The organism is Enterobacter sp. V87_3 (assembly GCF_029967835.1).
Classification (GTDB): Bacteria; Pseudomonadota; Gammaproteobacteria; order Enterobacterales; family Enterobacteriaceae; genus Enterobacter; species Enterobacter cancerogenus.
This window is the reverse complement of sequence record NZ_JASCAM010000031.1, coordinates 40,788-53,995: the sequence shown is the minus strand read 5'-3', so window position 1 is coordinate 53,995 and position 13,208 is coordinate 40,788. Positions and strand designations below refer to the sequence as shown.

Below are 13,208 nucleotides of genomic sequence, written 5' to 3'. Positions count from 1 at the left end.
GGTTATTCAACCTATTGATTTTTATATTAATTTTCTATTTCTATTTTATTGGTGGTTCTAAAAAGGAACCATAAATCTTAATGGTATGAGTTCTCACGATTAGCTGACTGGCAAATTGTATCAAAAGATAATAAATCTTCAGTTCAGCTACCAACTGGGAGTTGAACTGCGTAAGCAGGATCTGCTTTCCACCGATTAGTATATACGGTAGTTTTTCAGCATAACTGAATTGTACCCGTAGGGCAGTACCAGCATAGGTGGAGAATGGATTTTGAACAACTGGTCACCAGAGCATACAAAAGAAATCAAAGCTTGGCTTAACATAGATAACTATCGCAAGTTTGAAGATCTCTCATTGATACACTTCTATCACGAGTTATGGGCCCGGAATCTGTTCTTTAAGGAGTATCGGGAAGAGTTTGAGAGCAGAACTCTTATGAGTTACTTCTCAAAGATTTTCACCGGCAACCCTTTTTTGATTCCAGAAGGGCAACTTGGATACATGACTCCTGCCAACAAACTTTTTCAACCTCCCCATTTTTTTCTAACAACTCTTGATCGCCTTGCTGAAACGAGCATTATTGCTATGCAACGCGGAGGTTTTGTTTGGCATGAAGGTGACAATTATTCTATAAACGCAGAGCTTCGAGAGGAATCACTTTCAGACATTATGCCCGATCAGTTTACACGAACAGTCATGTTCGAGATTGATTTGGCAAGTGGCACAGACGAAGAGATTGCAGAGTCGCTTAAAGCTGCATTACCGCAATGGCGTAAAGTTAAGGGTATTGATGAAAACCCATTGGAATCTGTTCGTTTTGGATACGGAACTATCAAGAAACTCATCAGCTATCGTGTAATACCTATGCTGGATATCCTAGTGTGGGCAGCCGTTAAAAAAATCCGTGTCTCTGACGACAGGTTATCCAGACTACTATATACAGACGATGACGAAGAAAGTGAAATGAGGCAGTCCAGTCAAATCAAAGATACCGACAGGCCTTTGGCTCTTAAATCCTGCACAACTGACTTTATCCGACAATTCCATTACTTCATGAACAAAAATAGCCATTTGAAGCAAATGAAAGTCTCTGATGTAATGAAACTATCGGATTAGTATTTTATCTATAACTGTCTGTTTTAACTTGAAAAACCAATAGCATCATTGTAAATGATGTTTTTTTTTGCGATTTTTACTTTAAACCGGCCATTTTGCCACTTGCCATAAAACAGGGGAATTTCAACTACTCTCAAGTTCCCCTGTTTTGTACGGCACCAACTTCGAGAAAACTATCCTGCATAGCAGCGAAGAACCTCCGCTTCAGGAGCTTCACTCCTTTCTTTTCCCAACTGTTCATATAGTGATTTCACCGAAACGACAAGGGATAACGAAATGAATAATCAAGCAACCCGCCTCATACGCTTACCAGAAGTTCTCGAACGAACTGGCTACGGAAAAGCCTGGATCTATCGTCTGATCAGTGAAAGTCGGTTTCCGGCACCAGTGAAGATCGGTGTTCGTGCCGTTGCTTTTGTCGAGAGTGAAGTTGACGAGTGGATTCAATCAGTTATCGAAACAAGTCGAAATAATGTTGCTTAGTGAATTTGGGGAGACATGTTATGAATATCGAAGAATTTGTGAGTGAAGATAACCATATGTGTAATCTGGGTCAGGACCTTTTTTGTGAAATTTTCGAACCCGGAGCGATTTACGATTTACCTGATAATGAGTTTAACAGAAAGATTGTTTACTGGTTAAGCCAGTATTTAGTGGGGAATCTAAGAGAACCATTAGATTCGATCTCTGAGCTTAATATTTTCGAACAGTTTTATGTTTATGAGACATGGTTCTCGCTAATTAAATGCCCTGATGAAATTAGGAATTTATCGAAACGGATAATTCGATATCAGATTGGGCTGAAAACTCTTTTATAAAATTGTAAAGTTTGGCCCCATATTTTGGCATAAAACCTTACAAAATAACTTACATTATTTTGGTTGCCGTTTATTAGCAAGGCAGTGAGATAGTTTTCGAAGTATTAGGTGTACATAATATTAACTAGATCTACCAGATGATAATTTGACAGGAATAATCGTCTATCTCACTGTTTTAATTTAAATAAATATCTTAATCGATCCAAATAAATTTGTAAATCTACGAAATGCTTATTATTAATATATTGGAATTATACTTTTTGTAAGGTTTAGGAGGGAAATATGTGCAGTATTTGTGTAGATTCGTTTATGTTGGAAAATGGTGAGAGGTATTGCCATGTTGTAAATAAAAAAACTGGTGAACCATTGTATTATCCAAATTTGTATATAACAACACAAGTCAGAAATCGGTCAGAGTCTATATCAACAATGAAAGTTATTGCTGGTAGCATTTCATTGTTATATCGATTCTTTATGAGGAAAGAGATCAATATTGATGAAAGAATTCAGAAAAGGATATTTCTGGTTCCTCATGAAATTGATGATTTGATTGAGTTTACTTCATTCAATTTTAAAAGTGGTGGAGATAATGATTTTTACGTTTCAAATGTCAAAAAACCAACTAAATATTTTCGTATTACAACAATAGCTAACTATCTGGAATGGCTATGTAAAATACTTCTTTCTCATACAGGTCAGAAAGATACAATCAAACAGATACTTGTTTTCATCAACAACATAAAAAGAAAGAAACCAAGAAACAATGACAAATATATTATGGATATCGAAAAGAGCTTAGACAAAGCTCAACTGGATTCTTTGTTTAGCATTCTTTCGCCAGGAAGTAACTTGAATCCGTTTACGGAAACAGTACAAAAAAGAAATAACCTAATGTTCCTATTATTACATTGCTTTGGCATGAGAGCCGGTGAACTTTTGAATCTGCGAATTGGTGACATAGATTTTTCAGAATCAACAATAGCAATAAGGAGGAGAGCAAATGATAAAACAGATCCACGAGTTTATCAGCCATTAGTTAAGACTTGCGAGAGAAAATTAATTGCTGACACAAAACTCATATATGAAATTTCAGATTATATTTTGAATGATCGTAGGAAAGTTAAAAATTCTAATAAGCATGATTTTCTGTTTATTACCTATAAGGAAGGGAAGACCCAAGGGCAACCTCTGTCATTTTCCTCATACCATAAGATAGTGAGTGTTGTTCGTCAATCATCCTCACTTCTAAGTGGATTAACAGGTCATAAATTACGACACACATGGAATTATGAGTTCTCAAAAACGATAGACAATGCCCAAGATATATCCGATGAAAAAGAACAGCAAATCCGTTCTTATCTCATGGGATGGCGACCTGGTTCAGATACTTCAATAATTTATAATCGCAGGCATATTTTTGAGCTATCGAAAAAAACTGCACTTGAACAACAAGAGCAACTATTCAAAGGAGGATTTGATGAATAATTTAATTAAATATAACTCTGATAAAATGTCTTTGCATGAACATAAAATCGTCAGTTCGATTGAAAATAACGGAATCAATCTTACAAACTTAATATATGCTATGAACGAAAATTTGGTTTGTGGATTTGTATATACAGTACAATATTATTTTAATAGCAACAGCTATTTGTATGTGAAAAATATTGTTAGAAATATGGAGAGTCTTATCCGTAAACTATCTCCTACTCATATTGATGATAAGGTTCTAATTGAATATCAAAATAAGAAATTATCAAAAGCCCCGGCATCATTTCGCGTTTTACGACCATTTTTGATTAAATGGTTTGAGTTAGGATATCCAGGAATAGATGAAAGTGCGGTAGAGCTGTTAAAGCATTTGGACCTAAAGATAAAAAAATCTGGTCAGTCTGTGCTTCAAGATGATCCAACAGAGGGACCACTAACTAAAGAAGAACATACTTCTTTGATTAAGGCTATGAATCATGCATATAGAAAAGGTGAACTGTCACTGCCACATTATGCAATATCACTATTGATCAGCCTTACAGGTAGAAGACCTCAGCAGTTAGTTATGTTGAAATATAAAGACCTTCTTCAAAAGAACTTAGATAATGGCAAAGTAGAATATGTAATTTCAGTGCCACGAGTTAAACAACGGGGTAAAGAACTACGATATCGAGAACTTGCAATAATATCAGAGGTTGCATCAATTGTTCAATTGCAAGCTAATCAATCAGTGAAACTTGTTGAGCAAGCTCTTGGAAAAACTCTTGATGATTATTCTAAACGAGAAGTTCCTATTTTCTTAAATGAGGAAAAACTCTCAGATTTATCCATAACAGGTTCAATTCTTCTGGAATATAATAAATTACATGCGAAGCCTACAATTGCTAATGTAGCATTGAAAAGTATTGTTAATAATGAGGGTGTAATATCCAACCGTACCGATTCGATACTAAATGTTACTCCTCGTAGGCTTCGTTATACAATAGCAACTATGCTGGCTAAGGATGGGCATAATGTTAATACTATAGCTGAATTATTGGATCATTCCTCTACTTCAAGTGCGGGGATTTATATTAAAAATCATGCTGACAGTGTTGAAAGGATTGATTCCGCTGTTTCAGAACAATTGTCATTTTTCGCTGATATTTTTATGAACGGAATCAAATCGAAAAAGAGTTGTCATTTCAAATTTTTTTCTTCAAGTAGATGCCAGAGTCAGAATTCAGGATTCCCTTGCAATCAATGTATATTTTTTATTCCGATTGATCGCAGTGAGGTGAATCAACTATGAATGATATTATTTTGTTCAAATCAAAAAAACATATTCTTGTAGAAGAAAATTATAATGAGTTTATAAAATTTTGTCGCTATCAACTGCCCGGACTAACCCAAACTCAGGATTGGGAGCAGTATGCCTGGAAAGGATATGTAACATTTAGAAAAATAGGGGTTGGAAATAAAGTCTTTGATTCCATTGATGCAATGCACGAAGATTATATCAATTTTGCGAAAGCATATATCAGATATCAACACTCATTGAAACCATTGAAAAATTATGGGGTTATTATGATGGCCTTGCGATGTCTCGAACAGGCCCTTTTGCAGGTTCAGAACACTGGTCTCATTTATAATGTTACAGCCGTTGTTTTCGATGAGGCAATGCAGATCGGGAGTAAATATTTTGAAGGTAACGTTTTAGCTAAATGTGGAATACAGCTTGAAAAAATATCAAAGTTTCTATGTGAACATAATCTTGTGAAGTCAGGATATATCTCATGGAAAAATCATGTAAAACAGAAAGTCAAAAACAATTATCTTCCTGAGATTGAGGATTATCACCGAAGCGATAAGTTACCAGATGAAGAGGCATTACTCGCTATTGCTGATATTTTTTCACAAAATGATGAGTTACTGAGTCCAAGGGATAAGTTCACCAGTTCAGTATTTGCACTTCTACTTTGTTGTCCGAGCAGAATCTCTGAAATTTTAGCCTTACCTGCTGATTGTGAGATTACACAAATAGATGGCAAGGGTATCGAAAGATATGGGTTGAGATTTTATTCGGTAAAAGGGTATGGTCCTAATATCAAATGGATTCCACGGGTTATGATACCAGTTGCAAAGAAAGCGATTAGAAGATTACTTTCCTTATCACAACATGCAAGAGCACTTGCTCACTGGTGCGAAAAGTACCCGGATAAATTTTACCGACATGAGCTTTGCCCAACAGTTGATGAAAAAGCTAAATTGACCGTTGTACAAGTTTGCCATGCACTGGGATATCATTTATTTGATCATAAATCATGTGTTTTAAAAATTAAAAGAACGAGTTTGGATGGTGGGAAAAGCTTCTTAAACCACAATGATTACAACTATTCATTGAGTGATTTGTGGGAAATTATTAGTTCTAATTTTAGCAGAGACTTTCCATGGTATGATAAAGAAAAATCCATAAAATTTAGTAATGCTTTATGCTTGCTCAATACTGATCAATTTTCTTTATCAAGAATGACTTCAATTTTCACATTTTATAAGCCTACTAAAAGTTTCTTTTTCAGTGATATACAAAGTAAAAAAAGCTATGAGATGAATTATAAAAATATATTTTCCCGATATGAGTATTATGATGATGAAGGTAAACCACTACTTATTCGCTCACACCAGCCACGGCACCTTTTAAACACAATAGCCCATTATGGTGAAATGTCTGAACTGGATATAGCTAAATGGTCTGGTCGTATCAATGCGAATCAGAACAGAGTTTATAACCATGTGTCAGAAGAAGATATGTTAGATAAAATCAAAGCTATTAAATTGAATAGGAGTAATTACTGTCAAAGGGAGTCAATACCCACAAATGAATTGACAATTGATTTTGATAACCTTAATCAAGGTGCAATACACTTAACTGAATTTGGTTACTGTGTACATAACTATTTAATCAAGCCTTGTGCAAAAATTAATCATTTTATTGAATGTGATAATGAAACACCGGATATTAACTCAGTAGATAGAATTAGACTGCAATCTGTCCGAGAGAAAGTAATGCAATTAAAGAGAATAACTCAGATCGCTTATGAAAAGGGTGATTATGGTGCAGACAAATGGTTGCAACACCATGAAAAAAATTTGGAAAGAATTAATAAGCTTTTGAATAATTAAAACAGGAGATACTTATGGCAAAACATTTGAACAGGAGTGAAATAAAGGCAATTAAAAACATTATACTGACTTGGGATGGTAAAATCACATGGAGTGATTTATGTGAATCAGTTTATAAGAATCTAAACAGAACTATCACAAGGCAATCTTTAAGTGCTCATGATGAAGTTGTTGAAGCATATAGAACAAAGAAAAATTTATCCAATTTGAAAAAATCTGGTCTTAATAAACCAGCTAACTTAACTATTGCGGCACAACAAATAATAAACCTTAAAGCCGAAAATGAAATGTTGAAAAAACAGAACAATAGATACAAAGAGCAGTTTAGCTATTGGCAGTATAATGCTTACAGACATGGTCTCACTATGGAACAATTGAATAGACCATTTAATAAAAAATAATATTTGATAGGTTACACCTATTGACAAGTTAAATAAATGCGATAAATATATATTTTGTCAGGAAGACAAAATCAAATTTGCAAGGATGCAATTTATGGACAAACAAAACAACTTTCCAGTGGAAACACTGGAAGAACAGCTTATCATTATCGTCGATAGGTATATCTCAAAAAGATACCAGCCGAACGATAAAAGTTTTTCCCGCCAATTATATTTAGTGTTTGTTGGGTATCACTTAAAGTATTTCTATCCTAAACAGATCTATACTCGATCTAACCGAAACATAGACAACATCATGACGATGTTCAGTTCTGTGTATAAATGCTTTACAAGTAATCTACTGCGACAATTAAACAATAAAGAGGCTGTTCTTCGTGAACTAAACTCTCTCGTTAACTATATTGATGACAATCAGGAACGAGCAGAAGAAATCTATACAACTTTTAAAGCTCAATATGAAATGAGAGTTATTGAAAAAGAAATTACTCACGAAGTTATAAAAGTTAGAAGTTTGCGACTTTAATTATTATAAATATAAATCCTGTAATTTATTTGAATATTATCTTTTTTCACGCTAAATAAAAGAAAACGATAATATTTTTGCAGGATTATTTATGATACGAAAAGAATGGTTGGAATTAGAACCAGAGGTTTTACCGCTTTCTACACACAGAGGAATGCTTAACCAGACTCTTTTGTTTGAAGCTACAAGCATTGAGGAAGTGGACTGGCTAATAGCAAATGGTGTTGATATAAATCATCGGAACTTTGTTGGTAACACAGCATTGTGGAAGTCGGGTTATTATGAATATGAAATTGAAATCATAGATCGATTGTTTGAAGCTGGTATTAATCCAGATCTTCTAAATTTTGAAGGAGATCATGTTCTATCCAGTATGGGGTATTTTGGCCATCCTGAAATATTTATGAAGCACAGGGATAAAATAAAATCCATGGACATTCATATCCGGGATATACATTTACCCCATATTGATAAAATGAAACGAGGAATTGAAATACTTTTGGAAAACGGTTTTCAGGTGCATTATCCCCGCCGTATAAATATTCAGGACATCACTACCTGGGATGAAGAGCAGGCATGGTATCGTACTGAACAGGAGAACATCAATCAGAAGCGATATTATATGAGTAAAAAAAATGATTATATTGATTTTTTACAGTATTTAAAAGACCAAAAAATAGTAAGCGGATTGGTGAGTGTCAGACTCAATAGTAACGACATTACTCTCTTTGATATTAATGAAATGATTGAAAGACTTAGGTTAATGAAACCAGAATTGTATATTGTTAAGTAGTCTGATTTTTGTTTGATTTTCCCAACGGATAGCATCATACTTATAGCTCATTTGGTTCATAAGAGAAAAACCACATGGCTTATGGAAATAAACCTTACTCAAAATCACCTCTTCCAACGGGTTATTTTAAATCGTCTGGGAAAAAGCTTATAGCTCGTGAAGTGGATGGTATCGTAACTATCTATTACGAAGGAACTAATGATGTTTATGAAGGACCAGAAGCGACTCAATACACTACACTTGAAGCTGCACAGGGCTTCTGTAAAAATTATAATGATCAGCTAAATTTTGGATGAACATTAAATAAAAGCCCCTAAGGATAGGGGCTTTAAAATATTATGGCTTTCTATTGCTGTATTTCTTTCCAGATACCGTCTGATTTTACCAGCTTGATTGGTTTTGTCTGTTTATTGTTGCTAATAGAAGCATCGACAATGCAGTTATAAACATTATTTGCTTCTTCTGTGCAACTAACTTTCTTCACATAATCAATTTTCAAAAGATCTTTTTCTGGAATACTTGAGTTCAAAGCTTTCATACTTGCATTTGATCTATCTACAACATTTTTAAAAGCATTGTATATATCGTCTTGCGATGGTTCACTGTTACATGCAGTTAGAAGACATGTAGTAAGGATAACTGTAAGGATTGAGTATATTTTCATTTTATTATCCAGAAATAATTAATTAAGAACGCCCGTTTTGGTGTTGTTATTGTCAGTAGAGAATGTCCATTTGCTTACGGTTTCTCCATTGAAGTCGATTTCGAGAGTTTTAGAATGAGTCTGGGAACCGCCAGTTAGCAAACCGACAACAGGGATAAAAGTCGAGGCATTAAACTGATTGTTATACATGAAGTATCTCCACTGCTCATTCCCGTCATCAAGTATGGTTCTTGTATCAGGCTCACCTAACTTAGTGAGCAATTCCGTCTTAGTTGTTTTGTTTTTAATGATCTTTGACTGGAGGCTTTGAGGTGTTTCGTTTTTAAGGTTCTGGTTCCCTGATGTTGAACAGCCAGAAAGCAGGAAGACAATAATAAAAAAAGAGGACTTTATAAATCGGTTCATTTACTTTCTCATTTTAGGTTTGCGGTTGTGTGAAATTAATTTCACCGTATAAAAACAACTCTGTCTGCATACGTTTTTTTAATTTTATAGATAAGAATAATGATGCTTACGAAAAACGTAATGACTGATACAAGAGTGCTGCCAGTCCACGAAAATGCTAACCACGCGAGACCAAATGCAACGAATTGAAACAGGAATGCCACACTGAGCGGGCTTTCACCGTAAGCGATCTTTGCATGGCAGCCTTTACAAATCCGCACACCGTGAGGACTTTGTGTAAAGCAGAACGGGCACTTTATTGTTTCGTTTTTCATAGCAACCCCAAGGTGGAAGATTTACTGCGTGTTTGTAGGGATTCTCGATGGCTGGCTGGCTAAAGTAAAATCACTTGTACCGATCGATGTTTGAATCATGATAGGTAAAAACTATCATAACTAGTTTATCGATCTGTAATAACGATCAATATATTGTTGACTTATCCTAAATTAACCACTGCCCAAACGATATTGCTGTCAGGGATAAGCGGTAAGATTATGTTTATAAATGAATTTTCCTTTCTTTATGTAAAGGTCGGGTTACATAGAGATTTGAGAATCCAGGGAGGGGCTTTTGAAGAATGCTCTTACCATAGCTTCGGAGAAGCTCTGCAAGCCTTCTAAGAAATGGAAGCCAGCCGATAAGCCTGAGATGCTTTTGCTGGTTAACCGTATTCTTTTGGAGAATCTTCTCAACGATCTCGTTTCGTCTGTCTTTTCTGAGTCGCAGTTCGAGTTCAGCAATTTTTTCACTGATACTTTCCTTTCTCTCAGTGGTTTTTAAAATGGTTGCAGGAGCAGGAGCAGGAGCAGGAGCAGGAGCAGGAGCAGGAGCAGGAGCAGGAGCAGGGTGGTCTTTTGCCGGTGTGCTGGATCGCAGAGCTTCTAGATCGCCTGGGTTGTACTTGAGTCGGTTACTAAGATTTGCCCAACTGTAGCTCTTACCCAATTGCGAAGCTTTGAAAGCTATTCCTGTGTATTCGAAAGAGAAGCCGTTCATTTTCCCGGTAGAAGCGACATTCGTTGTCCAGCCGACTTCGGCTTCTTCCAGCCTCTTGATAAAAGTTAAAAGGTCCGGTGAATCTGCCAAACTTTTATCTATGATCTGTTGAAGGGACTTCTTGGGGCAGGGAACACCAGTTCGTTCTGATAGCATCTGTTCGTTGCGAGAGATTCTCTTCCGCTTCGGTTGCTTTGGTGCAATTGAAGAGGCTGTCCTGGTCACTGTCAGACCATGAGCGAATTCGAGTTCACTGATTATGCGGGTGCTGATGAGGTTTTCGTTCCTACCCAAGTAGAGCTTCCCGCCATTGAGATCTATGCGACTTGCAATAATGTGTATGTGCTGACCAGCCTGATCATCATGAAGAACATAGCAACGGAGGTGTGTATCACCGAACCCCATTCGCTTCATGTAATCGTCAGCAATTCGTTTCCATTGTTCGTTGGTAAGAGATTCTCCCTGGGGTAATCGAAGTGAATTGTGCCAAACAGGTTTTGCCACATCTGAGCGAAGCTCTTTCGTAAGGTTAAATTCGTCGATTAACTCTTGTGAGCAATCACCTGTCATGTTGCCACCAATTACTTCTGGAACGGTTCTATGGTGTGAGCCTGGCTTTAACACATAGAGAACCACACCTGAGAAGCTCTTACCCCTTTTGATCTTCTGCATACCCTTCATCGGGTTTGCTCCAAATATCTGCTGAGATAAGGTTCTGGCGAAGTTCTATGATCTGTCTTCTGACTGCAAAAAGCTCTGTATTTGTAAGCTTGCTGTCTGCACTTTTGTTATCAATATGTAGAGCAATGCGATTTAACTTCTGATTAATCTCGCCCAAAGTCTTCCATGTACTTAGGTTGATCGGTGGCACAATAGTGGGGAGCTTCTGTAACGAGGCCATACGTAACCATTCGCCTTTGGGTGTAGAACCGCGTTTAGTGTTGAGCAGGTGAAGTTCTGTGTCATTAAGCCGAACACTAACGCAGTGAGTTCTCAGCATTTGTGGTATCAAGTTGGTAACGTTTGAAGATTTTTCTATTACAGGTGTAGTACTTGTTCCAATGTGAAATATCGGTAATTTTTTTTCCATATGAACTCCTTTTCATATTTGAAATTGAATGTGTAATTAAGGTTTATTTTATTTTGGGTCTTTGTCAAGAGCGATTTGGATTGCTCTTATTGAACCAAGATTACAATTTTTATTATTGCGTAGGTACATTAAGATGATGTTTATGTTATTTATAGATTCTATGCAATATAGTTATAAAAATAAAAATTAGTTATTGATTTTTTTTTTGATTTAATACTGGGATTTAACTAACCCAGTATTAAATAATGATCTACTGTTAACTTAATGCCGTAAGTAACCTTTAAGAACTTAAATGATGTATCTGATTGGTTAAGAGGACATTTTCTGTTTGAATATCAATCATATGTTGTCTAATTCTCCTTTATCCCAATCATTGAGTCCATAAAAACAACCAAATAGGTAGTAAATAATATTTAATTTATGCATCAACCTAAATAGATTGATTATTTCACTATTTATTTCAAGAATTGTTTTGCATTCGAAGTCTTTTTCTTTATGTGCATCATTAATCCCTTTGTTAAATCTGAATAAAACTTCTTGACTTAATTCATTATACTCCCAGTTATTATGTGCGATAGAATTTCTAATCTTATTAGAGATGATCTTTAGGTCCTTCTCAAAGTAGCTTCCCTTCATGAAGCGTGCTTTCATTCCAAGATCAAGTTCTGAGAATTCGGCAATGTTATTTATGGATACCTTTCCTTTCCTTGTCCTCACATAATTTATTTTGAAAGTGTCATAATTATCACTTTCGTCAATGTTTCTTAACCCGACAATAAGAATATATTGTTTTGATATAACTTCGGTCAAGTCTTTGTATATATTAAGAATAACCTCAACCTTTTCGCTAACTAAACGTAGTGGCGATTTTTCTTTCTTATAATTAGTACTACTATAATCCGAAAGGAAAATGGATGGCCTAAAAAATTCTTCATTGGAATATATGTTGGAGTAGATCTTGTTTGTTGTTATTATGGAGTCTTTTAAATGCCTATTATTAGATAAGTAAGAATGAAACTCACATAATTTCTCTTTATTTAAACCTGATAAATAGGATGATAGTTCTTTTATATCATGATCAGGTTTCATACCTTTATTTAAGGCAATTGATATACCGAATAGTGTTTTGTAAAATATAATATCAACATCTCTTGAAGTTATATAATCAATAACAGAAATACTATCAATGTAGTCTGAATCCACACCGATTACAATATCGAAATCTTCACGCAATAATGTCCTTGAAGTATGATACAACTCCTTAATCTTGCTGTTTTTATAGAAATTGAAAAGGCTCTGAAGTACTAAAATATGTTCACTGTAGAAGTTAAGTTCACTGGTTACAACCTTGAAATGTTCAATGTTATAACCTTCTTTTAATCCAAGACATGCAATATTGAAAGGAGTGAAAGGAGACCAGCCATTAGTTAGTAAGGCTGGGAAATCCAAATGTAACCTAATTGATTTTACATTAAATATATCTTTATTTTTTCGCCCGACTGCAGTGACATTTTTCAATATTCGATTCGTAGATCGTATTGGATCAATCTCAATTGAGAGAATACCACTACAGTGAGGGCAGCAAAAGCCGAACACTTGTGGGGTGTTTTTGTTTGATAATCCTATGCTGCAATTAAAAATATCCTTGCAAAAATCACATTCTAACTGACCTAAATCCCAATTCATAAATTTTATCCTAATAAAAAAAA

General features: G+C 35.2%; 16 protein-coding genes. 10 read left to right on the top strand and 6 right to left on the bottom strand.

All coding sequences use genetic code 11. The features are described from left to right. Nucleotides 1-271: 271 nt before the first annotated feature. The 10 genes from QLG21_RS19435 (at nt 272) to QLG21_RS19390 (ending at nt 8,601) form a co-directional block, all read left to right on the top strand. Complete coding sequence (locus QLG21_RS19435) at nt 272-1,117, top strand: DUF6387 family protein (RefSeq protein WP_063144140.1); 846 nt, start codon at nt 272-274, stop codon at nt 1,115-1,117. Nucleotides 1,118-1,393: 276 nt separating this feature from the next. Then, a complete protein-coding gene (locus QLG21_RS19430) occupies nt 1,394-1,600 on the top strand; it encodes an AlpA family transcriptional regulator (RefSeq protein ID WP_047734110.1) in 207 nt (68 codons plus the stop codon). A 20-nt stretch (nt 1,601-1,620) separates the two neighbouring features. Further along, nucleotides 1,621-1,935, top strand: coding sequence for a hypothetical protein (locus tag QLG21_RS19425; RefSeq protein WP_023323134.1), 315 nt, complete (start codon nt 1,621-1,623; stop codon nt 1,933-1,935). A gap of 282 nt (nt 1,936-2,217) precedes the next feature. After that, nucleotides 2,218-3,420, top strand: a complete 1,203-nt coding sequence (locus QLG21_RS19420; RefSeq protein ID WP_131046470.1) for a tyrosine-type recombinase/integrase — start codon at nt 2,218-2,220, stop codon at nt 3,418-3,420. Beyond that, entirely contained in the window at nt 3,413-4,717 is a 1,305-nt protein-coding gene (locus QLG21_RS19415; RefSeq protein ID WP_282485026.1) for a tyrosine-type recombinase/integrase, read from the top strand. The genes QLG21_RS19420 and QLG21_RS19415 overlap by 8 nt, the downstream gene beginning before the upstream one ends. After that, nucleotides 4,714-6,588, top strand: a complete 1,875-nt coding sequence (locus QLG21_RS19410; RefSeq protein WP_282485025.1) for a DNA-binding protein — start codon at nt 4,714-4,716, stop codon at nt 6,586-6,588. Before QLG21_RS19415 ends, QLG21_RS19410 begins: the two co-directional genes overlap by 4 nt. A 14-nt stretch (nt 6,589-6,602) precedes the next feature. Beyond that, nucleotides 6,603-6,989 carry a hypothetical protein gene (locus QLG21_RS19405; protein WP_282485024.1) on the top strand — a complete coding sequence of 129 codons (387 nt, stop codon included), beginning with the start codon at nt 6,603-6,605 and terminating at the stop codon, nt 6,987-6,989. Nucleotides 6,990-7,083: 94 nt separating this feature from the next. After that, nucleotides 7,084-7,512, top strand: a complete 429-nt coding sequence (locus QLG21_RS19400; RefSeq protein ID WP_282485023.1) for a hypothetical protein — start codon at nt 7,084-7,086, stop codon at nt 7,510-7,512. Between the two features lie 91 nt (nt 7,513-7,603). After that, complete coding sequence (locus tag QLG21_RS19395; protein WP_148048089.1) at nt 7,604-8,305, top strand: ankyrin repeat domain-containing protein; 702 nt, start codon at nt 7,604-7,606, stop codon at nt 8,303-8,305. 74 nt (nt 8,306-8,379) lie between these two features. After that, a complete protein-coding gene (locus tag QLG21_RS19390; protein WP_148048090.1) occupies nt 8,380-8,601 on the top strand; it encodes a hypothetical protein in 222 nt (73 codons plus the stop codon). Nucleotides 8,602-8,651: 50 nt separating this feature from the next. Here the strand turns inward: QLG21_RS19390 and QLG21_RS19385 are convergent, their stop codons facing one another. The 6 genes from QLG21_RS19385 to QLG21_RS19360 all read right to left on the bottom strand — a co-directional run bounded on the left by QLG21_RS19385 (nt 8,652) and on the right by QLG21_RS19360 (nt 13,185). Then, nucleotides 8,652-8,969: a cell wall-binding protein gene (locus QLG21_RS19385; protein WP_282485022.1), complete on the bottom strand. Its 318-nt coding sequence runs from the start codon at nt 8,967-8,969 to the stop codon at nt 8,652-8,654. Between the two features lie 18 nt (nt 8,970-8,987). Next, nucleotides 8,988-9,374, bottom strand: a complete 387-nt coding sequence (locus tag QLG21_RS19380) for a hypothetical protein (RefSeq protein ID WP_282485021.1) — start codon at nt 9,372-9,374, stop codon at nt 8,988-8,990. Nucleotides 9,375-9,415: 41 nt separating this feature from the next. Beyond that, nucleotides 9,416-9,688, bottom strand: a complete 273-nt coding sequence (locus QLG21_RS19375; protein WP_000787429.1) for a hypothetical protein — start codon at nt 9,686-9,688, stop codon at nt 9,416-9,418. A gap of 223 nt (nt 9,689-9,911) precedes the next feature. Further along, a complete protein-coding gene (locus tag QLG21_RS19370) occupies nt 9,912-11,090 on the bottom strand; it encodes a relaxase/mobilization nuclease domain-containing protein (RefSeq protein WP_282485020.1) in 1,179 nt (392 codons plus the stop codon). Continuing rightward, nucleotides 11,059-11,409: a hypothetical protein gene (locus QLG21_RS19365; RefSeq protein WP_282485072.1), complete on the bottom strand. Its 351-nt coding sequence runs from the start codon at nt 11,407-11,409 to the stop codon at nt 11,059-11,061. The genes QLG21_RS19370 and QLG21_RS19365 overlap by 32 nt, the downstream gene beginning before the upstream one ends. Before the next feature lie 429 nt (nt 11,410-11,838). Next, the gene (locus QLG21_RS19360) at nt 11,839-13,185 is read right to left on the bottom strand and encodes a hypothetical protein (RefSeq protein WP_282485019.1); all 1,347 of its coding nucleotides are present in this window, start codon (nt 13,183-13,185) and stop codon (nt 11,839-11,841) included. Nucleotides 13,186-13,208: the final 23 nt, after the last annotated feature.

Excerpts from the sequence above, each read along its gene's own strand:
- QLG21_RS19365 (WP_282485072.1), bottom strand. The coding sequence starts at position 11,409 with ATGCTGAGAACTCACTGCGTTAGTGTTCGGCTTAATGACACAGAACTT.
- QLG21_RS19400 (WP_282485023.1), top strand. The coding sequence starts at position 7,084 with ATGGACAAACAAAACAACTTTCCAGTGGAAACACTGGAAGAACAGCTT.
- QLG21_RS19405 (WP_282485024.1), top strand. The coding sequence starts at position 6,603 with ATGGCAAAACATTTGAACAGGAGTGAAATAAAGGCAATTAAAAACATT.
- QLG21_RS19415 (WP_282485026.1), top strand. The coding sequence starts at position 3,413 with ATGAATAATTTAATTAAATATAACTCTGATAAAATGTCTTTGCATGAA.
- QLG21_RS19390 (WP_148048090.1), top strand. The coding sequence starts at position 8,380 with ATGGCTTATGGAAATAAACCTTACTCAAAATCACCTCTTCCAACGGGT.
- QLG21_RS19425 (WP_023323134.1), top strand. The coding sequence starts at position 1,621 with ATGAATATCGAAGAATTTGTGAGTGAAGATAACCATATGTGTAATCTG.
- QLG21_RS19420 (WP_131046470.1), top strand. The coding sequence starts at position 2,218 with ATGTGCAGTATTTGTGTAGATTCGTTTATGTTGGAAAATGGTGAGAGG.
- QLG21_RS19370 (WP_282485020.1), bottom strand. The coding sequence starts at position 11,090 with ATGAAGGGTATGCAGAAGATCAAAAGGGGTAAGAGCTTCTCAGGTGTG.
- QLG21_RS19380 (WP_282485021.1), bottom strand. The coding sequence starts at position 9,374 with ATGAACCGATTTATAAAGTCCTCTTTTTTTATTATTGTCTTCCTGCTT.
- QLG21_RS19430 (WP_047734110.1), top strand. The coding sequence starts at position 1,394 with ATGAATAATCAAGCAACCCGCCTCATACGCTTACCAGAAGTTCTCGAA.
- QLG21_RS19375 (WP_000787429.1), bottom strand. The coding sequence starts at position 9,688 with ATGAAAAACGAAACAATAAAGTGCCCGTTCTGCTTTACACAAAGTCCT.
- QLG21_RS19395 (WP_148048089.1), top strand. The coding sequence starts at position 7,604 with ATGATACGAAAAGAATGGTTGGAATTAGAACCAGAGGTTTTACCGCTT.
- QLG21_RS19385 (WP_282485022.1), bottom strand. The coding sequence starts at position 8,969 with ATGAAAATATACTCAATCCTTACAGTTATCCTTACTACATGTCTTCTA.
- QLG21_RS19410 (WP_282485025.1), top strand. The coding sequence starts at position 4,714 with ATGAATGATATTATTTTGTTCAAATCAAAAAAACATATTCTTGTAGAA.
- QLG21_RS19360 (WP_282485019.1), bottom strand. The coding sequence starts at position 13,185 with ATGAATTGGGATTTAGGTCAGTTAGAATGTGATTTTTGCAAGGATATT.